Annotated in this window: 16 protein-coding genes; 6 read left to right on the top strand and 10 right to left on the bottom strand. The window is 73.3% G+C overall.

Going from position 1 to position 18699, the window contains the following annotated elements:
• Window positions 1-9: 9 nt before the first annotated feature.
• Together BJY16_RS15600 and mptB are read right to left on the bottom strand one after the other, a co-directional pair.
• Entirely contained in the window at window positions 10-1164 is a 1155-nt protein-coding gene (locus BJY16_RS15600; RefSeq protein ID WP_185040151.1) for a glycosyltransferase 87 family protein, read from the bottom strand.
• Complete coding sequence (gene mptB / locus BJY16_RS15595; RefSeq protein ID WP_185040150.1) at window positions 1091-2485, bottom strand: polyprenol phosphomannose-dependent alpha 1,6 mannosyltransferase MptB; 1395 nt, start codon at window positions 2483-2485, stop codon at window positions 1091-1093. The genes BJY16_RS15600 and mptB overlap by 74 nt, the downstream gene beginning before the upstream one ends.
• A 58-nt stretch (window positions 2486-2543) precedes the next feature.
• On the opposite strand from mptB, the gene BJY16_RS15590 reads away from it, so the two are divergent.
• Window positions 2544-4343, top strand: a complete 1800-nt coding sequence (locus tag BJY16_RS15590) for a hypothetical protein (protein WP_185040149.1) — start codon at window positions 2544-2546, stop codon at window positions 4341-4343.
• On the opposite strand, the gene BJY16_RS15585 is transcribed toward BJY16_RS15590, so the two are convergent.
• Window positions 4340-4546, bottom strand: coding sequence for a hypothetical protein (locus BJY16_RS15585; protein WP_185040148.1), 207 nt, complete (start codon window positions 4544-4546; stop codon window positions 4340-4342). The two genes, BJY16_RS15590 and BJY16_RS15585, sit on opposite strands and share 4 nt — an antisense overlap.
• A gap of 84 nt (window positions 4547-4630) precedes the next feature.
• Here BJY16_RS15585 and BJY16_RS15580 point away from each other — a divergent pair, with 84 nt between their 5' ends.
• Window positions 4631-5062, top strand: a complete 432-nt coding sequence (locus BJY16_RS15580) for a MarR family winged helix-turn-helix transcriptional regulator (RefSeq protein ID WP_185040147.1) — start codon at window positions 4631-4633, stop codon at window positions 5060-5062.
• A gap of 297 nt (window positions 5063-5359) precedes the next feature.
• On the opposite strand, the gene BJY16_RS15575 is transcribed toward BJY16_RS15580, so the two are convergent.
• Together BJY16_RS15575 and BJY16_RS15570 are read right to left on the bottom strand one after the other, a co-directional pair.
• Window positions 5360-8332, bottom strand: a complete 2973-nt coding sequence (locus BJY16_RS15575) for a bifunctional [glutamine synthetase] adenylyltransferase/[glutamine synthetase]-adenylyl-L-tyrosine phosphorylase (RefSeq protein ID WP_185040146.1) — start codon at window positions 8330-8332, stop codon at window positions 5360-5362.
• A 1-nt stretch (window position 8333) separates the two neighbouring features.
• Window positions 8334-9107: a type 1 glutamine amidotransferase gene (locus tag BJY16_RS15570; protein ID WP_185040145.1), complete on the bottom strand. Its 774-nt coding sequence runs from the start codon at window positions 9105-9107 to the stop codon at window positions 8334-8336.
• Window positions 9108-9204: 97 nt separating this feature from the next.
• Between BJY16_RS15570 and BJY16_RS15565 the strand changes: the two genes are divergently transcribed.
• A complete protein-coding gene (locus BJY16_RS15565) occupies window positions 9205-9579 on the top strand; it encodes a VOC family protein (RefSeq protein WP_185040144.1) in 375 nt (124 codons plus the stop codon).
• A gap of 13 nt (window positions 9580-9592) precedes the next feature.
• On the opposite strand, the gene BJY16_RS15560 is transcribed toward BJY16_RS15565, so the two are convergent.
• Window positions 9593-10036, bottom strand: coding sequence for a GNAT family N-acetyltransferase (locus tag BJY16_RS15560; protein WP_185040143.1), 444 nt, complete (start codon window positions 10034-10036; stop codon window positions 9593-9595).
• Window positions 10033-10731, bottom strand: a complete 699-nt coding sequence (locus tag BJY16_RS15555; protein WP_203758788.1) for a helix-turn-helix transcriptional regulator — start codon at window positions 10729-10731, stop codon at window positions 10033-10035. Before BJY16_RS15555 ends, BJY16_RS15560 begins: the two co-directional genes overlap by 4 nt.
• A 40-nt stretch (window positions 10732-10771) precedes the next feature.
• On the opposite strand from BJY16_RS15555, the gene BJY16_RS15550 reads away from it, so the two are divergent.
• The gene (locus tag BJY16_RS15550) at window positions 10772-11914 is read left to right on the top strand and encodes a low temperature requirement protein A (RefSeq protein WP_185040142.1); all 1143 of its coding nucleotides are present in this window, start codon (window positions 10772-10774) and stop codon (window positions 11912-11914) included.
• A gap of 369 nt (window positions 11915-12283) precedes the next feature.
• Here BJY16_RS15550 and BJY16_RS15545 read toward each other — a convergent pair whose 3' ends face one another.
• Together BJY16_RS15545 and glnA are read right to left on the bottom strand one after the other, a co-directional pair.
• Window positions 12284-12709, bottom strand: a complete 426-nt coding sequence (locus BJY16_RS15545; protein ID WP_185040141.1) for a DUF350 domain-containing protein — start codon at window positions 12707-12709, stop codon at window positions 12284-12286.
• 131 nt (window positions 12710-12840) lie between these two features.
• Entirely contained in the window at window positions 12841-14193 is a 1353-nt protein-coding gene (gene glnA / locus BJY16_RS15540) for a type I glutamate--ammonia ligase (RefSeq protein ID WP_185040140.1), read from the bottom strand.
• A 113-nt stretch (window positions 14194-14306) separates the two neighbouring features.
• On the opposite strand from glnA, the gene BJY16_RS15535 reads away from it, so the two are divergent.
• Entirely contained in the window at window positions 14307-16082 is a 1776-nt protein-coding gene (locus tag BJY16_RS15535; RefSeq protein WP_185040139.1) for an NAD+ synthase, read from the top strand.
• A 74-nt stretch (window positions 16083-16156) separates the two neighbouring features.
• The gene (gene panB, locus BJY16_RS15530) at window positions 16157-16987 is read left to right on the top strand and encodes a 3-methyl-2-oxobutanoate hydroxymethyltransferase (protein WP_185040138.1); all 831 of its coding nucleotides are present in this window, start codon (window positions 16157-16159) and stop codon (window positions 16985-16987) included.
• A gap of 184 nt (window positions 16988-17171) precedes the next feature.
• Here the strand turns inward: panB and BJY16_RS15525 are convergent, their stop codons facing one another.
• The gene (locus tag BJY16_RS15525) at window positions 17172-18596 is read right to left on the bottom strand and encodes an RNB domain-containing ribonuclease (RefSeq protein WP_185040137.1); all 1425 of its coding nucleotides are present in this window, start codon (window positions 18594-18596) and stop codon (window positions 17172-17174) included.
• Between the last annotated feature and the right edge of the window lie 103 nt (window positions 18597-18699).

Genomic DNA, 18699 nt, shown 5'->3' with positions numbered 1-18699 from the left:
GCGAACTGACTACGCCAAGATCTTTTCCGGTTCATGGACGGGAACCGAACTCCGGGTGCCGACCGGTGTCCAGATGAGCAGAGCCAGGCCGAACCAGACATAAACATTGCTGCCGAGGAAGGCCAGCGGCGGGGTCGGCCGGTTCTCCCAGAGCCAGGTGAGGTGCGAGGTCATCAGCAGGTACGCGGCCGCCGCCAGGTAGGCCGGCCGCCGGTCCGGGGTCCAGAACCGCTCGGCGCAGCGGATCAGCGCCGGGATCAGCCAGACGCAGTGGTGCACCCAGGTGACCGGGCTGATCAGGCAGCCCAGGATGCCGGTCAGGGCCAGCCCGCCGAGCACGTCGTCCCGCGACCGGGTCACCCGCCAGGCCCAGAACGCCAGCGTGGCCAGCACACAGACGATCCAGATCTTGGACTCGGCCTCGTCGAACGGGAACCGGGCGAGCATCCCCCGCTCCGACTGGTTGGAGAGGAACCACAGGTTGCCGACCCGGTTGGTGTCCCAGAGCGCCGAGGTCCAGAACTCCCGGGACTGGTCCGGGAAGAGCGCGCCGGCCAGCACGGTCGCCGCGCCGGCCGCGCCGATCGCCACCCCGGCCTCCCGCCAGCGCCGGGTGACCAGCAGGTAGAGGATGAACACGCCGGGGGTCAGCTTGATCGCGGTGGCCAGCCCGATGCCGGCGCCGGCCCACCACTTGCCGCGGGCCACGCCGAACAGCATGTCCGCCGTCACGCAGGTGAGCAGCAGCGTGTTCACCTGGCCGAAGGTGAACGTCTCGCGGACCGGCTCGAAGGCCAGCGCGACACACCAGGCCACCCCGAAGGTCAGCCACAGCGGCTGCTTCAGCCGGCTCAGCAGCGGCCCGGCCAGCCACCAGACCAGCAGCCCGGTGGTGAGCACCGTGCCGATCGAGGCGAGCACCACGACCAGCGGGAACGGCAGCACCGCCATCGGCGACATGACCAGGCCGGCGAACGGCGGGTAGGTGAACCCGTACGGCGTGTCCCGCTGCAGCCAGTCGTAGACCATGCCGCTGTCCTGGAACCAGTAGTGCACCGCGCCGTAGTAGACCTTGGAGTCGAAGAACCGGTTACGGAGCCCGGAGACGACGATCAGGGCCGCCGCGACCAGCACCGAGACGATCAGGGTCACGATTCGCTTCATGCAGCACTTTCCAGGCTAGAGAACCGGCGAGAACCGTCATCCCGACGGCGCCCTGCGCCTTGGTGGCGAGGGCCAGGTTGTAACCGTCCGGCAGGCAGAGGGCGGCGGCCACCGCGCATGGTACGACCAGCCAGCGAGTGTCCCGGCGCACAGTCGCGGCCAGCACGGCCAGCGGCCAGATCGCGTACCACGGGTGGAAGACCGGGGCGAGCAGCACGGTGGCGGCCAGCGCCAGCCCGGCGTGCCACAGCGGGTCGCCGCCGCGCCAGGCCCGCCGGAACAGCCAGAGCAGCACCCCGGCCAGCGCGACCAGGCCGAGCACCCGGGTCACCGCGACCGCGTGCGGCACGCCGAACAGTTCCAGGGTCATCCCGATCGCGGTCGGCGGCGCGGTCCACTGCACCGAGACGCCGCTGCCGGCCAGCCCGCTCACCCAGCCCAGGCCCAGCCCGGCGCCGAGCGACACCGCGGCCAGCGCGCCCAGCGCGCCCGCGGCCAGCTCCAGCCCGGCCCGCCACCACGGCCGCGGGATCAAGAAGATCGCGAACGGCAGCGCCACGACCGCGGTCGCCTTCACCCCGATCGCCAGCCCGAACAGGATCCCGGCCGGCCAGCTCCGCCCGGTCGCCGCCACCGCCAGCCCGCCGGCCAGCAGCGCCACCATCACCGCGTCGTTGTGCGTGCCGGACACCAGGTGGATCAGCACCAGCGGGCAGGCCAGGACCAGCCAGAGCGCGCGCGCCACCGGCACCCCGGACCGCCGGGCCAGCACCGGCAGGCAGGCGCCGAGCGCCACCACGCCGAGCACCGCGATCAGCCGGAGCAGCGCGAGGGTCCCGGTGAGCGAGCCGCCGAGCTCGGCCGCGGCGGCGGCCAGGACCAGGAAGACCGGACCGTAGGGGGCTGGGGCGGCACGCCAGGTGGGCGCGACCGCGTCGGCCCAGGGACACCCCAGAAGATCAACCCCGCCGGCGTACGGATCCAGCCCCGCCGCCTGCTGCCAGCCCTGACACGCGTACGAATAAGCGTCGTAGCTGCCCAGCGGCAGGAACGGGAGCAGCGGCAGCGCCCACAGCCCCGCCGTGACCACCGCCCACCGCGCCGACGGCACCACCCGTCGCCCGGCCCACCACGCCCCGATCAGCAGGGCGACCCCGGCCAGCCAGAGCAGCGGCAGCAGCACCCCGTCCCGCCCGGCGAGAATCGTGCGCGGGGTCATCGTCGGCGTCCACGGCCGGTGCGCGCCACCGAGGTAGGCGGCGCCGGCCAGCAGGGCGCTGCCGAGCAGCCCCGTGGCGCGGACGAGGGACGGACCGGGCATGGCGCTGACCCTACCGTGACGCGCTGCAACCCACGGGACGCCCGGTACTGTCGACGGGATGTGGGCACGGCACCGGCGGGAAGCGGCCATCGCACTGCTGGCGGCGGTCCTCGGCGGCGTCTACCTGGCCGCCCCCCGGATGGGCTCTGACCTGGCCGCTCAGGTCGGCCGCGCGGAGTTCTTCGCGGCGCACGGCTGGGCACCCGTCGACCTGCGGTGGTACGCCGGGGTGAACCAGCTGGGCTACAGCCTGGTGTCACAGCCGGTGATGGCGTGGCTCGGAGTGCGGGTCACCGGCGTGGTGTCCTTGGTCACCGGATCGGTGCTCCTGCTGCTGCTGTTCCGGCGCACCGGCGGCACCCGGCTGCGGCTCGCCGGCCTGCTCGGCGTCGCCGGCCTGGCCGGCAACCTGGTGAGCGGCCGGATCACCTACGGCCTCGGCGTCTGCCTCGGCCTGGCCGCCCTGCTCGCCCTGACCTACCTCCCGCGCCGCTCCGCCGCGGTCGCCGCCGCCGTCCTGGCCGCGCTCGCGTCGGCCACCAGCCCGGTCGTCGCCCTCTTCCTCGGCCTCGCCGGCACCGCCCTCCTGCTGTCCGGCTGGGTGTCGGGGGTGTCCCGGGTGCCGCGGGCCGCCTCTGAGCCGGCCGACCAGGTCGAGGCGGCGCGTCATCCACATCAGCGCGTTGTCCACAGCCCAGCCGCGGGAGATCCCGCTTCCGCGTCACACTGTCTTCGGGGAGCCCCCCTGGGCGGGTGGGGACTGCGCAGGTGGGGGTCGCACGGGCGGGGATTGCGCGGGTGGGGACTCCGCGGGCGCGAACTGCCCGGCCGCGAACTGCCCGGCCAGGAACTGCGCAACGGCCGCCCCCTCCTGATCGCCGGACCAGCGGCCGCCCTGATCGCGCTGAACGCACTACTCTTCGGCGACGGCGGCTGGATGAACATCAGCCGCACCGACACCCTGCACGCGGTGCTGACCGGCCTGCTGGTCGCGGCGCTGGTCCCGGTGCGCCCGGTACGGATCGGCGCCCTGCTGTCGTCGGCGGGGGTGCTGGCGGCGGCCCTGGTGCACACGCCGGTCGGGCTGAACGCGACGCGACTGGCCGTCATGTTCGCGCTGCCGGTGCTCGCCGCGTACGCCAAACTGCCGGACCGCGTCGGCAAGCGGACCGCGACCGCCGGGATCGCCGGGATCCTGGCGCTGACCGCCTGGTGGCAGCCGCCGGTGGTGACCGCGGACCTGCGTGACCTCGGCAACCCGGCGGCCGACCCGGACTACTTCCGGCCGCTCACCGACCGGCTGGCCGCGGAGCCCCTGACCGGGCGGGTGGAGATCCCGCCGACCAGGGCTTACTGGGAGGCGGCCCGGCTCGGTGATGTCCCGCTGGCGCGCGGCTGGCTGCGGCAGGCGGACATCGACCGGAACCCCCTCTTCTTCACCACGGTCCCGGGCGCGGCCGGCACCGGCGTGCCGCTGAGCGCCGGCACCTACCGCCTGTGGCTGGCCGAGCAGGCGGTGCAGTTCGTCGCGGTCCCGGACGCCGAGCTGTCCTGGTCGGGCCGCGCCGAGGCGGAGCTGGTCACGGCCGGACTCCCCTATCTGACCCCGGTCTGGTCGGGTGCGCACTGGCGGCTGTACGCGGTCGCCGACCCGCAGCCGATCGTGGCCGCCCCCGCGACGCTGGTCCGGCACACCGCGGCCGCCGTCACGCTGGACGCCCCGGCGGCCGGTGACGTCCGGGTGCGGGTCCGCTGGTCCCGCTGGCTGACCGGGTCGGGCGGCGCCTCGGTGCGCCGCGACGGCGACTGGACGATCCTGCGGGTGCCCGGGCCGGGCCGGTACACGCTGTCGAGTTAGCGCTGGCCGGCGCGCTTGCGCTCGCGCTGCTCACGGGTGAACTGCTTGCGGCGCTCCAGGTCGGCCTTCCACCCCTCGCGGGCGAACTCGTCGCAGCCCTGGACGGCGCCCTTGGTCTGGGCCGGGCCGATGATCGTCCGGAACCACATGTCGTCGAAGGTCTGGTGGAACCAGTTCGCGAACCGATCCTGCCACTGCGACACGGTGCTCTCCTCAGTCAGTTGGCGTGCAAACCGTTGGTGCCCCAACTATTGGTAGGATAGCCGCTGACCTGAGGAGATGCGCAAGTGAGTGACGACGATCCCCTGGCGTTGGAGCGGCAGGTCTGCTTCGCCCTGTCGGTGGCGGCGCGCAGCGTGGTGGCGATCTACCGGCCGCTGCTCGAGCCGATGGGCCTGACCCACCCGCAGTACCTGGTGATGCTCGCCCTCTGGGGTGACTCGCCGCTCTCCGTGCGCCGCCTCAGCGAGCTGCTGCAGCTCGACCCGGGCACACTGTCCCCGCTGCTCAAGCGCCTGGAGGCGATCGGTTACCTGCGCCGCCGGCGCGACCCGGCCGACGAGCGCAGCCTGGCCATCACGCTGACCGACGCCGGTCGCGCGCTGCGGGCCGAGGCGGAGAAGATCCCGCCCGCCGTCGTCGCCCGCCTCGGCATGCCGATCGAGGACCTGCAGCGCCTGCACGCCGCGCTGACCCAGGTGATCGCCGCCGCCGCCTGACTTCCCACCCCTTTACGGTACGACCGGAGCCCCCCGCCCAGCGCGCCGTCCCGGTGCGCGTCCCTCCGCGAGGCCGTCCCTGCTCACGGCCGCCCCGCGCCACCAGCTCACCGGCTGGGCCGCACGGGTGCCACAGCGGCCCGGAAACACCCCTCACGCCCAGCCGGGGACGGGGGCCGCGGGACTGCCGGGAGTGGGCGCGGCCTGGCGTGACGGGTACGGCGGCGGGGGCCGGACGGCGGGGGCTGCGGGCGTACCGGAAAGCGGCGGTCGTCGGCAAGAGCGGACCTGGACCGGTCAGGACTCCATGACGCGTTGCATGGCGGCCCGGGAGCGGCGGGTGATCCGCAGGTAGCGGTCGACGAACTCGCCCGGGTCGCCGCCGCCGAGCAGCAGCACCGTGCCGGCCAGCTCCACCCCGTGCTGCGGCAGCTGGTCGGTCGGGCGGCCACGGACCAGGGTCAGCGCGTTGCGCACCTGGGCGGCCAGGGTCCAGCCGTCGGTCATCGCCGTGGCGTCGGCCTCCTCGACCAGGCCGGCCTGCTGGGCGGCGGCCAGCGCGTCCAGGGTCTGGGTGCGGCGCAGGCCGGGCACCCGGTCGGCGTGCCGCAGCTGGAGCAGCTGGACCGCCCACTCGACGTCGGCGAGCCCGCCCCGGCCCAGCTTGGTGTGCGTGTTCGGGTCGGCGCCGCGAGGCAGCCGCTCGGTCTCCACCCGGGCCTTGATCCGGCGGATCTCGACGACCTGCTCGCGGGTCAGGCCGCCGGCCGGGTAGCGCTTCCGGTCGGCCAGCTTCTCGAACGCCTGCCCCAGCGAGTCGTCGCCGCAGACGAACCGGGCGCGCAGCAGCGCCTGCGCCTCCCACACCTTCGACCAGCGGTCGTAGTACTGCTGGTAGGCCTGCAGGCTGCGGACCAGCGGGCCCTGCCGGCCCTCCGGGCGCAGGTCGGCGTCGACGCCCAGCGGCGGGTCCGGCGCCGGCGCGTTGAGCAGCCGGCGCATCTCCTCGGCGACGGCGTGCGCGGCGGCCTCGTCCCCGCCGTCGAAGACGAAGAGCACGTCGGCGTCGGACGGGTAGCTCATCTCGTAGCCGCCGAGCCGGCCCATCCCGATGATCGCGAACCGCATCCCGGCCGGGCCCGGCTTGGACCGGCGGGCGATCCGCAGGGCGGCGTTCAGGGTGGCGTCGGTGACGTCGGAGAGCGCGATGCCGAGCGCGTGCACGTCGATCGGCTGGGCCGGGGCCAGGTCACCGCCCTGGCTCAGGATGTCGGCGCAGGCCAGCCGGAACAGCTCACGGCGGCGCAGCGCGCGGACCGCGGCGATCGCCTTGACCGGGTCGTCGGCGTGCCGCTCGGCCGCGGCGGCGAACCCGTCCCGCAGCTTCTCCCGGGAGCGGGGCTGCAGCTCCGGGTCGTCGGCGAGCAGCCGGAGCGCCTCCGGGTCGCGGGTGAGCAGGTCGGTGGCGTACCGGGAGAGGCTGATCACCCGGGCCAGCCGGCGGGCGACCGGGCCGCCGTCGCGGAGCAGCCGCAGGTACCACGGCGTGCTGCCCAGCTTGTCCGACACCTGGCGGTAGTTGAGCAGGCCGCGGTCCGGCTCCGGGGCGTCGGAGAAGTCCTGCAGCAGCATCGGCAGCAGGGTCCGCTGGATCGCCGCGGTGCGGGTCACCCCGCCGGTCAGCGCCTCCAGGTGGCGCAGCGCGCCGGCCGGGTCGGCGAACCCGAGGATCTCCAGCCGTTTCCGGGCCGACGCCGGGGTCATCCGCAGGGCCTCGGCGGGCACCCGGGCCACCGCCTCCAGCAGCGGCTGGTAGAGCAGCTTGACGTGCAGCCGGCGGACGTTGGCGGCGTGCCCGACCCAGTCCGAGCGGAACGCCTCGACGGCGTCCTGCCCGGGCAGCGGGGTGTAGCCGAGGGCGGCCGCCAGCCAGCGCACCCCGGCCGGGTCGTCCGGGACGGTGTGCGTCCGCCGCAGCTGCTGCAGTTGCAGGCGGTGCTCGACGGCGCGCAGGAAGCGGTACCCGCGCAGCAGCGTCTCGCCGTCCTGCCGGCCCACGTAGCCGCCGGCGACCAGCGCGCGCAGCGCCGGCAGGGTGCCGGGCAGCCGCAGCGTCTCGTCCACCCGGCCGTGCACCAGCTGCAGCAGCTGGACCGCGAACTCGATGTCGCGCAGCCCGCCCGGCCCGCGCTTGATCTCCCGGTCCCGCTCGGCGGGCGGCACGTTGTCGATGATCTTGCGGCGCATGTCGCGCACGTCGGCGACCGCCTCGGGCCGCTCCGCGGCGTGCCAGATCAGCGGCGCCAGGTCGGCCAGCCACTCGCCGGCCAGCGCCAGGTCGCCGGCCGCCGGGCGGGCCTTGAGCAGCGCCTGGAACTCCCAGGTGCGCGCCCAGCGCCGGTAGTAGGCCTGGTGGCTGGCGAGGGTGCGGACCAGCGGACCGCGGCTGCCCTCCGGGCGCAGCGCGGCGTCCACCGGCCAGGCCACCTGCCCGCAGATCTCGATCAGCCGGGCCGCGACCGTGGTCCCGGCCGGCAGGTCCTCGTCGCCGGCGGCCACGAAGATCACGTCGACGTCGGAGACGTAGTTCAGCTCGTTGCCGCCGCACTTGCCCATCGCCACCACCGCGAGGCGGGGCTCCGGGGTGCCCTCCGGCAGGGCGGCCACGGCGATCGCGTACGCCGCCGCCAGGGTCTCGTCGGCGAGCGTGGAGAGCGCGGCCATGGTCGGCTCCAGCCCGCGACCGCCGGTCAGGTCGGCGGCGGCGATCCGCAACAGCGCGATCCGGTACGCCCGGCGCAGCGCCGGCACGGTCGGCGCGTCCAGCTCCAGGTGGCCCTCCGGGTCCGGGGGCAGCCCGCTCTTCTCGGTGGCCAGGGTGCGCCAGTCCTGCTCGTTGGCGACCAGGTGATCGCCGAGCGTGGACGAGGCGCCGAGCACCGCGACCAGCCGGCGGCGCAACCCGTGGTCCTGGTACAGCTGCTCGGTCAGCTCCCGGGTCGCCGCGTTCTCGGTGATCTCGCCGGTCGGGCCGGTGGGCCGGCCGCCGTTGGCCCGCTCGGCGGCCCGGGAGACCGCGTCGACCAGCCGGTGGAACTGCCGCAACGCCAGGTCCGGGTCGGCGGCCCGGGACAGGGCGTGGATCAGCTCGGCCGCCTCGGTGCTGACCGGGCCGTGCTCGGCGTCCCACAGCCGCAGGCCCTGGGCGCCGAGCAGGGCGGCGCCGTTGTCGGCGAAGCCGTACCGCGCCAGCCGGGTGGGCCGGGTCACCTCAGTGCCCCAGCAGCGGCAGGTTCTTCGCCGGGATGTCGGCGTCCGGCAGGGTGCCCAGGGCCAGCGCCGCGAACCGGGCGGCGAACGGCTGCCACACCTCCTCGACGTCCGGCAGGATCTCGGCGACGGCCAGCACCACCGCCTCCGCGTCGTAGCCCAGCTCGGCCAGGTCGTCGGCGCCGAGGCGGGTCCAGTCGGCCATCATCGCGGCGTCGCACTCGATGTGGAACTGTAGGCCCCAGGCCCGGTCGCCGATCCGGAAGGCCTGGTGCGGGTACCGGCTGGAGGCGGCCAGCAGGGTGGCGCTCAGCGGCAGCTCGGTGATCTCGTCACGGTGCCACTGGATCACGTCGGGCAGCAGCGGCACCCACTTGAACAGCGGGTCGGTGTCCGCCGCGTCGCGCTTGCCGACCAGGCCGGGACCGATCTCCGGGCCGGACGGGCTGCGCTCGACCAGCCCGCCGTGCGCGGCGGCGAGCAGCTGCCCGCCGAGGCAGACGCCGAGCGTCGGCACCCGGTGCCGGACCGCCTTGCGCAGCAGGCCCTCCAGGGCCGGGAACCACGGGGCGCCGGGCGCGCCGGCCAGGTCCGGGTAGGCGCTCTGGTCGCCGCCGAGCACGATCAGCGCCAGGTAACCGTCGAGCGCCTCGGGCAGCTCGTCGCCGGCGTAGGGCCGGAGCACGGTGAGCTCCAGGCCGGCTTCGGTCAGCCAGTCGCCGAGGCGCCGGAGGTCGTCGGTCGGGTCGTTCTGGATGACAAGCGCTGTGCTCACGTGACGAGGCTAACGAATTACCGCGCGACAAACACCGACAGGACGGTGTCGGGGCGGCCCGCGAGAGTTCCTCCTGACACCTTTGAAGGAGGACAGGATGAACAACATCGGCTGGATCGAAGTCGGCACCGAGCGTCCGGAGGAGGCCGAGCGGTTCTACGGCGAGGTGTTCGGCTGGACGTTCGCCGACGACGACAACTCGGTGGGGCTGGACGGCAAGCCGTACCGGATGATCACCGGGCCGGACGGCGGCGCGCCGTTCGGCGGGTTCTACGGCACCGGCGGCAAGGCCCCGGACCAGGCGATCTTCCTGATCGTGGTGGCCGACACCGCGGAGGCGTGCCGGCAGGCCGAGGCGCACGGCGCGAAGGTCCTGGTCGGGCCGCAGCGGGAAGCGAGCGGGCTGGTCTACGCCCGGCTCAGCGACCCGCTGGGCAACCTCTTCGGCGTCTTCACCCCACCGGCCAGGTGAAACGCCGGCCGGCTCAGCCGACCCAGCGGGCGACGACCTCGTCGCCCTCGGTCTCGCCGGTCTCGACGAAGCCCAGCGCCAGGTAGAGCGAGCGGGCCGCGGTGTTCTCCGGCTGGTAGCTGAGCGCGACGTTCGGCGTGCCGGGCTCGGCGATCAGCCGCTCCCGCAGCTGCCGGACCAGCTCCCGGCCGACGCCCTGGCGCTGGTGCTTCGCGTCGACGACCAGGCCGCCGATCCACCGGCTGCCGTCGTCGTCGACACCCCAGATGGCGAAGCCGACCACCTCGTCGCCGCGCACCGCGGCGAGCGGGTGCCAGGTGTCGCCGTAGTGGCACATGCAGAGGTAATAGGTCACGTCGGCGACGAACCGCTTCTGGTCCTCGTGGACGGTGAGCGCGGCGCAGTCCCGCCAGTTGCCGGCGGTGACCGGCTCCAGGCGCAGATCCTCGGAAGTCATTGAGAGATCTTGGCAAAGAGGGTGAGGCGCTCTCGCTTCTGGGGCGGAATGTCCAGGTCGGCGTCGGAAAGGACGCGCGGGGGCGCCAGCTCCCGCATCGGAGTCACCCCGCTGATCCGGTCGACCCGGAAGATCCGCGCCGAGTCGCGCAACCGGCACCAGGCGATCAGATACCAACTGTCGCGGACCGCCACATAGCCCAGCGGCTCGATGTCGCGCCTGGTCACCGCGCCGGACCGGTCCTGATAACCGATCCGGACCACCTGGCCGACCGGCAGCGCGGTGGGCATCGTGGCCGGCGCCGCCTGGCCGACCAGGTGGATCCGGTCGGCCAGGGCCTGCGCGGCGGCCGCGTCGTCGGCCCGCATCGCGGCCACCAGCTTGCGCAGCGCGCTCGCCGCGGACTGCCGGAACGGCGTCCCGTCGAGCCGGCGCAGGGCCAGCACCATCGCCACCGCCTCCTCCGGCGTCAGGTTGACCGGGGGCAGGGTGTGCGCGCGGTCCAGGCAGTAACCACCGGTGCGCCCCGGCTCGGCGTAGACCGGGGTGCCGGACTGCTGCAACGCGGCGATGTCCCGCTCCACCGTGCGGGTGCTCACCTCGAAGCGGTCGGCCAGCCAGCGGGCGCTGCGCGGCCGGGGCGCGACCGCCCGCAACTCCTCGACGAGGGCGTAGAGCCGATCGGTACGGTTCACACCTCGCACCGTAGAGCGGGGGTATGACAATCTCTCCGGCATGACGCAGGAGTCGCCCGGTGTCCGGGTGTCCACGCTGGAACTCTTCTTCGATCTGGTCTTCGTCTTCACGGTGACCCAGCTCGCCGACTCGCTCGCGCACCACCTGACCCCCGCGGGCCTGCTGGACGTGGTGCTGATCCTGGTCGTGGTCTGGTGGATGTACTCGGGTTACGCCTGGCTCACCAACGCGGTCGCCCCGACCACCACCACCCGGCGCACCCTGCTGCTGGTCGGGATGGCCGGCTTCCTGGTGATGGCGCTGGCCATCCCGCAGGCGTTCGGGAAGTACGGCTGGATCTTCGGCGTCGCCTACGTGGTGGTGAACCTCAGCCACTCGGTGATGTTCCTGCAGGCCGGCCCGGCGGCGGTGCGGGTGATGCGGACGCTCGGCCCGATGAACCTGCTGGCCGCGCTGCTGGTGCTGACCGGCGGCCTGCTGCCCGAGCCGTGGCGGCACCTGTGCTGGCTGGCCGCCCCGCTGGTGCAGATCTCGGCCGGTTACCTGCACCCGATGGAGCTGCACCACATCTCGGCCGCGCACTTCGTGGAGCGGCACAGCCTGGTCACCATCATCGCGATCGGTGAGTCGATCATCGCGATCGGCGTCGGGGTCGGCTCCGACCTGTCCGGCGGCGTGATCCTGGCCGCGGTGCTCGGCCTCTGCGTCGCCTACTACCTCTGGTGGGCCTACTTCGCCGACGGCGACCGACGCTCCGAGCACGTGCTGGCCGAGGCCGGCGATCCGGGCCGGCGGGCCCGGCTGGCGCTGAACGCCTGGGGCTACGCGCACATCCCGATCCTGCTCGGCGTCGTGGTCACCGCGGTCGGGATCAAGAAGACCGTGGGGCACGCGTTCGAGGGCCTGCACTGGGGCGAGGCACTGACGCTCGGCGGCGGCGTCGCGATCTACCTGCTCGGGCACGCCGCCTTCCTGCGGCTGCTCCGGCTGCCGGGCGCCGCCTTCCGGGTCGGCGTCGCGGCCCTGTGCCTGGCGACCGCGCCGCTCGGGCACGCGCTCGCGGTGGCCCAGCTGGCCGCGGTCGCGGTCGTGATGGCCGGCGGCGCGATCCTCGAGGACGTCCGCCGGATCCGCCGCTCCAGCCTCGCCGAAGCCATCGGTGACTTCGGCCGGGGAGCCTGAGACCCCTTTCCGGTACGCCCGAAGCACCCGCCGTCGTCCCCACGCGAGGTCCGCCCTGGTCCGGACCGCAGCGCGCCCGGACCCCCGGCTGGGTGTCAGGGGTGTCTCCAGTCCCTGGAGACACCCCTGACACCCAGCCAACGGGAGAAGCCGCGGCGCGGTCCGTGCTTCAGGCGGCCTCGCGGCTCACGGCCCCGGCTGTGCCTCAGGGGTGTCTCAGCCGTGCTGAGACACCCCTGAGGCACAGCCCGGGTCTGGGGGCGCGCTGCGGTCCGGGCCCCGGGCGGCCTCGCGTGGGGATGCCACGGGAGTGTGGGCGCGGCGGGGCTCCGGGCGTACCGAAAAGGGTGGGGGTCTGTCCGGTGGTGATCAGGCGATGCAGGCGCAGACGATGAGCGCGGCGCCGAAGTGCGAGGCCGCGCTGACCAGCGCGCCACCGTGGTAGTCGGCGGTGCAGATGACCTCGCCGAGCTTGCCCGGGGTCATCCAGTCCAGGACCAGGAAGGCGAGCCCCATGATCACGATGCCGAGCACGCCGAACAGCGCGGTCGACGCGACGCCCTGGCCGAACGAGTCGTAGGTGGTCCAGATCGAGGTGAACACGATCAGCGCGATGCCGAGCTGGTTGGCGGCCAGCAGCAGCGACGCGTTCGGGTTGCGCTCGGTCCAGATCAGGTCGCGCAGCTTGCCCGGCGTGAGCATGTCGATCAGCACAAAACCGAGGGCCATCAGACCGATCCCGATCGCACCGAAGGCGATGCTCCGCCCGGCACCCTCCAACAACTCTTGCAGCACGGCCTCTCCCTTGTCGCATGACGTCGAAGGAGACCGTACCCCGTGTGACAAAACTTCGTGACGCGGCGCTGTGGACAGCTGTCCCGGTCAGGCGACGGGCCGCACGGGCCGCCGCCTGACGCCGGTGTCGATCAGAGGGCGCCCAGGTAGCGCTGGCGCTCGTAGGGGGTGACCTCGCGGCGGAACTGCTCCCACTCGGCCCGCTTGTTGCGCAGGAAGAAGTCGAAGACGTGCTCGCCGAGCACCTCGGCGATCAGCTCGGAGCCGGCCATCACCTCGATCGCCTCGGACAGGTTCTCCGGGAGCGCCTCGTAGCCGGCGGCCTTGCGCTCGGCCGGGGACAGCGACCAGACGTCGTCCTCGGCGCCGGGGGGCAGCTCGTAGCCCTCCTCGATGCCCTTGAGGCCGGCGCCCAGCATGACCGCGAAGGCCAGGTAGGGGTTGGCCGCCGAGTCGATCGAGCGCACCTCCACCCGGGCCGAGTTCGGCTTGCCGAAGGCGGGCACCCGGACCAGGGCGGACCGGTTCAGGTGGCCCCAGCTGACGAAGGCCGGCGACTCGGTGATCCGGTCCGGCAGCTGCAGCGGGAAGAGCCGCTTGTAGGAGTTCACCCACTGGTTCGTCACCGCGGTGTACTCCCGGGCGTGCACCAGCAGGCCGGCGATGAACGCCCGCGCCGTCTTGGACAGCTTCTGCGGGTCCTCGCTGTCGTAGAACGCGTTGCGCTCGCCCTCGAACAGCGACAGGTGGGTGTGCATGCCGGAGCCGGGCTGGTCGGTGTACGGCTTCGGCATGAAGGTGGCCTTGACCCCCTGGGAGAGCGCCACCTCCTTGACCACGTGCCGGAACGTCATGATGTTGTCCGCGGTGGTCAGCGCGTCCGCGTACCGCAGGTCGATCTCCTGCTGGCCGGGGGCGACCTCGTGGTGGCTGAACTCGACCGAGATGCCGATCCGCTCCAGGGCCAGCACGGCCTGGCGGCGGAAGTCTCGGGCCACCGCGTGGGTGGTGTGGTCGAAGTAGCCGCCGGTGTCCACCGGGATCGGCACCGAGCCGTCGTTGTCCCCGTCCTGGACCAGGAAGAACTCGACCTCGGGGTGGGTGTAGAAGGTGAAGCCCTTCTCCGCGGCCCGGGCCAGCGCGCGGCGCAGCACGTGACGCGGGTCGGCCCAGGCCGGGCTGCCGTCGGGGAGCAGGATGTCGCAGAACATCCGGGCGCTCTCGCCGCTGCCGCCGCCCTCGAACGGGAAGACCTGGAAGGTGGTCGGGTCCGGCATGGCGACCATGTCCGACTCGAAGACCCGGGCGAAGCCCTCGATCGCCGAGCCGTCGATGCCGATGCCCTCCTCGAAGGCCGACTCGAGCTCGGCCGGGGCCACCGACACGCTCTTCAGCGTGCCGAGCACGTCGGTGAACCAGAGACGGACGAAACGGATGTCGCGCTCCTCGAGCGTGCGAAGCACGAACTCCTGCTGTCGGTCCACTTCCACCCCTTGCCCCGGTGTCGATCCGTCGAGCCGAGAGTACGCTGGCCCGGCGCTGTGACGTGGGCCCGGGTCCGGATCCGAAGCCCCGTCCCGGGGGGAGAATGACGTCCATGCCCACGCTGCGCATCGCCCTCGCCCAGGTGAACTCGACGGTCGGCGACATCGCCGGTAACGCGGCCGCGGTGCGCCGCTGGTCGAGGGCCGCCTCGGACGCCGGCGCCCACCTGGTCGCCTTCCCCGAGATGATGCTGACCGGTTATCCGATCGAGGACCTGGTCTTCCGCAACTCGTTCGTCGCCGCCTCCCAGCGGGCGCTCCGCGCGCTCGCCGCCGACCTGGCCGCCGACGGCCTGGGCGAGCTGGCCGTGGTGGTGGGTTACGTGGACGCCGACGGCCCGGCCGCGATCAGCTCCGACGCGTCCCCGGGCAGCGGCCGCCGGGACGCCTCCGCGCTGCTCCACCGGGGTGAGGTGGTGGCCACCTACTTCAAGCACCACCTGCCGAACTACGGGGTCTTCGACGAGGACCGCTACTTCGAGCCAGGCGACGCGCTGACCGTGGTCCGGTTCGGCGGCGTGGACGTCGCGCTGACCGTGTGCGAGGACATCTGGCAGGCCGGCGGGCCGTTCACCGCGGCGCGGCGGGCCGGGGTGGGGCTGGTCGTCACCATCAACGCCTCGCCCTACGAGCTGAACAAGGACGACGTGCGGCTGCCGCTGGTGCAGCGCCGGGCCGCGGAGGCGGGCGCCACCGTGGCGTACGTGAACATGATCGGCGGGCAGGACGAGCTGGTCTTCGACGGGGATTCGATGGTGGTGGGTCCCGACGGTTCGCTGCTGGCTCGAGCCGGGCAGTTCACCGAGGAGTTGCTCGTCCACGATCTGGATCTGCCCGGTGCCGACGCGGCGCCGAACGCGGAGGGCTCGACCGACGCGGCGAAGCCGCAGGTCGAAACGGAAATCTCCGATGACATGGCGATAAATCGCGTCTCACTCACCGGCGATTTGCACGCTTTGTCCGATCACCGGAGCGGCGGGGTCGCCGATCGCATCGCCGACGAGGCGGAGGTCTGGACCGCCCTGGTGATGGGCCTGCGCGACTACGTCAACAAGAACGGCTTCCGGTCCGTGGTGCTCGGCCTCTCCGGCGGCATCGACTCCGCCGTGGTCGCCGCGATCGCCGTCGACGCCCTCGGCCCGGAGCGGGTCACCGGCGTCTCGCTGTCCAGCGGCTACTCCTCCGAGCACTCCAAGGACGACGCCGCCGACCTGGCCAAACGCACCGGTCTGAGCTACCGCGTGGAGCCGATCCAGCCGATGGTCGACGCCTTCCTGGCGAACATGTCGCTGTCCGGCCTGGCCGTGGAGAACCTGCAGGCCCGGGTCCGCGGGGTGATCCTGATGGCGCTCTCCAACCAGGACGGGCACCTGGTGCTCACCACCGGCAACAAGAGCGAGCTGGCGGTCGGCTACTCCACCCTCTACGGCGACTCGGTCGGCGGCTACAACCCGCTCAAGGACGTGCCGAAAACCATGGTCTGGCAGCTCGCCCGCTGGCGGAACACGCAGGGCGACCCGCCCATCCCGGAGAACTCGATCAGCAAGCCACCGAGCGCCGAGCTGCGCCCGGACCAGAAGGACTCGGACTCGCTGCCGGACTACGAGGTGCTTGACCCGATCATCAAGGGGTATGTGGACCACGACCTCGGCCGCGCCGAGCTGATCGCGGCCGGCAACGATCCGGCCCTGGTCGACCGGGTGCTGCGGATGGTCGACCTGGCGGAGTACAAGCGCCGCCAGTCCGCGCCCGGCACCAAGATCTCGGGCAAGGCGTTCGGCCGGGACCGCCGCCTGCCCATCACCAACAGGTTCCGCGAAGGGGTATGAAAGCGCGGTCCCCGGTGCGACTATGGGCGGACCCGGGGACCGCATCCGCGCGGCCTCGAGGGAGGAGTACCACCATGTCGGAAATCCCGACCCTGTACGGCGGCCCCGCTGTCCGCCGGGTCCGCACCCGCGACCTGCTCAACGCCAAGGTCCGCGGCGACCGCTGGCCGATGCTCACGTCCTACGACCAGTACACCGCGTCGATCTTCGACCAGTCCGGCGTACCGGTCCTGCTGGTCGGCGACTCCGCCGCCAACAACGTCTTCGGCTACGAGACCACCGTCCCGGTCACCGTCGACGAGCTGCTGCCGCTGGTCCGCGCGGTGGTCCGGGCCACCAAGACCGCGCTGATCGTGGGCGACCTGCCGTTCGGCAGCTACGAGGAGGGCCCCACCCAGGCGCTGCGCACCGCCGTCCGGTTCATGAAGGAGGGCGGCTGCCACGCGGTCAAGCTGGAGGGCGGCCGGAAGATGGCGCCGCAGATCGAGGCGATCACCAGCGCCGGCATCCCGGTGATGGCGCACATCGGGTTCACCCCGCAGCGCGAGCACGTGATCGGCGGCTACCGCGTCCAGGGCCGGGAGAACGAGGGCGCCGAGGTGATCTCGGACGCCCGCGCGGTCGTCGACGCGGGCGCCTTCGCCGTGGTCCTGGAGATGGTGCCGGGCGAGGTGGCCAAGCAGATCACCAAGGAGCTGCCGATCCCCACGGTCGGCATCGGCGCCGGCCCGGACACCGACGCCCAGGTCCTGGTCTGGCAGGACATGGCCGGCCTGCGCACCGGCAAGGCGCCCCGCTTCGTCAAGCGTTACGCCGACCTGGCCGGCGCGCTCACCGAGGCCACCCGGCAGTTCGCCGACGAGGTGCGCAACGGCGAGTTCCCGGCCGCGGAGCACACCTTCTAAAGCCCGATTTTCGGTACGGCCGGGAGCCCTGTCCACAGGCCTCCCGGCCCCCGTCATCCACACCAGCACGTTGTCCACAAGCCGCCTGGCACGGCCTCCGATCCTCCGCCACACTGAGGGCGGCGGTGGCCCCCTGGGTGGGCGGGCCGGTCGGGTCAGGCGCGTTCGAAGCGGACCGTCCGGGTCAGGCGCGTTCGAAGCGGACCGTCCGGGTCGCCGGGTCGGCCGCCCTCAGGCGGGCCTGGATCCGCTCGCCCAGCGGCAGGTCGCCGAGGCAGCGGGCCCGCACCGCCGGGTCGTCGAGCGCCACCATCCCGCCGGCCGGTCGCTTCCCGGACGCCTCCTCCCGGTCCAGCACCGCGGCGTCGAAGCACTCCCCCACCCGGCCCTGCAGCAGCACCGCCTCGGCCAGGTCGATCGCACCCCGGTCGGCGGCCGAGGCGAGCCGGTCGGTGGCGCTCATCTGCTTCGGCAGGCGCGGCAGGGCGTCGAGCACCCACGGCGGGACCGGCCGGTTCTCGTACAGGGCCAGGCAGGTCTCCGTGACATACCGGTCGGCCAGCCGGCGCAGCGGCGCGGTGACATGCGCGTACGGCGCGCCCACCCCACCGTGGCCGGCGTCCTCCGGCACCGGGCCGGCCGTCCCGCCGAACGCGGAGTACGCCGCACCCCGCAACAACTCCGCGGCCTGATCGAGGAACGCCGCGCCGCGCGGGCTGCCCGGATCGACCGAGGAGACCACCGCCCCGACGCTCGCCCCGGCCGGCCAGTCCACCCCGAGCGACGCCGCCGCGGCCCGCAGCCCGTCGACCGCCTCCGGTTTCGGCCCCGGCATGGTGCGCAGCATGCCGACCCCGCCGTCCAGCATGATCCGCGCCGCGGCCATCCCGGTGAGCAGCGAGATCTGCGCGTTGTGCTCCTCCACCGGCAGCGGTGCCCGCAGCACCAGCCGCCAGCCGCCGCCGTCCCGCTCCACCTCCTGCGCCGGCAGCGGCAGGTTGACCGCGCCCCGGTCGGCCGCCCGCCGGGCCAGCAGGGTCCCGATCTCGGCGAGCAGCGCCACCGGCTCGGACGGATTCCCGCCGTCCAGCTCCCGCTGCACGCCCGGGTAGTCCAGCTTGGCCCGGCTGCGTACCCGGGCCCGTTCCAGGTGGGTCGCGGTGGTCGCCCCGTCGGCGTCCAGGTCGATGGTCCACACCACCGCCGCCCGGTCCACGTCCGCGAACAGGCTGACCGCGCCCTCGCTGAGCACCGGCGGGTGCAGCGGGATCCGCCCGTCCGGCAGATACATCGTCTGCCCGCGCACCCAGCTCTCCGCCTCGATCGCCCCGCCCGGCCGGACGAACGAGGCCACGTCCGCGATCGCGTACCGCACCCGGTAGCCGCCACCGTCCCGCCGGCTCAGGTGCATCGCCTGGTCCAGGTCCTGCGACCCGGCCGGGTCGATGGTCACGAACGGCACGTCCGTCCGGTCCACCCCGCCCGGCGTCTCGGCGGCCGCCCGTTCCGCCTCGGCGATCACGGCCGCCGGGAACTCCCCCGGCAACCCCAGCTCCCGCCGCAACACGGAGAAGTCAATCTGCGGCGCCCACACCCGTTTGATCGGCACCGCCCATTCCTACCAGCCCGCCCCGAACCACACCCCCGCCGCGCCGACCCCACCGGAAACACACAGCCCGCGACACACACCTGAAGCGCGCCATCCCGTCCGC

The organism is Actinoplanes octamycinicus, from assembly GCF_014205225.1.
Lineage (GTDB): Bacteria > Actinomycetota > Actinomycetes > Mycobacteriales > Micromonosporaceae > Actinoplanes > Actinoplanes octamycinicus.
The sequence above is the reverse complement of the archived record's forward strand: the minus strand, read 5'-3'. Positions and strand labels throughout refer to the sequence as shown.

What these genes read in the sequence shown, in the direction of transcription:
- panB (WP_185040138.1), top strand. Translation starts at nt 16,157, where the DNA reads ATGTCGGAAATCCCGACCCTGTACGGCGGCCCCGCTGTCCGCCGGGTC.
- BJY16_RS15590 (WP_185040149.1), top strand. Translation starts at nt 2,544, where the DNA reads ATGTGGGCACGGCACCGGCGGGAAGCGGCCATCGCACTGCTGGCGGCG.
- BJY16_RS15600 (WP_185040151.1), bottom strand. Translation starts at nt 1,164, where the DNA reads ATGAAGCGAATCGTGACCCTGATCGTCTCGGTGCTGGTCGCGGCGGCC.
- mptB (WP_185040150.1), bottom strand. Translation starts at nt 2,485, where the DNA reads ATGCCCGGTCCGTCCCTCGTCCGCGCCACGGGGCTGCTCGGCAGCGCC.
- BJY16_RS15560 (WP_185040143.1), bottom strand. Translation starts at nt 10,036, where the DNA reads ATGACTTCCGAGGATCTGCGCCTGGAGCCGGTCACCGCCGGCAACTGG.
- BJY16_RS15535 (WP_185040139.1), top strand. Translation starts at nt 14,307, where the DNA reads ATGCCCACGCTGCGCATCGCCCTCGCCCAGGTGAACTCGACGGTCGGC.
- BJY16_RS15550 (WP_185040142.1), top strand. Translation starts at nt 10,772, where the DNA reads ATGACGCAGGAGTCGCCCGGTGTCCGGGTGTCCACGCTGGAACTCTTC.
- BJY16_RS15565 (WP_185040144.1), top strand. Translation starts at nt 9,205, where the DNA reads ATGAACAACATCGGCTGGATCGAAGTCGGCACCGAGCGTCCGGAGGAG.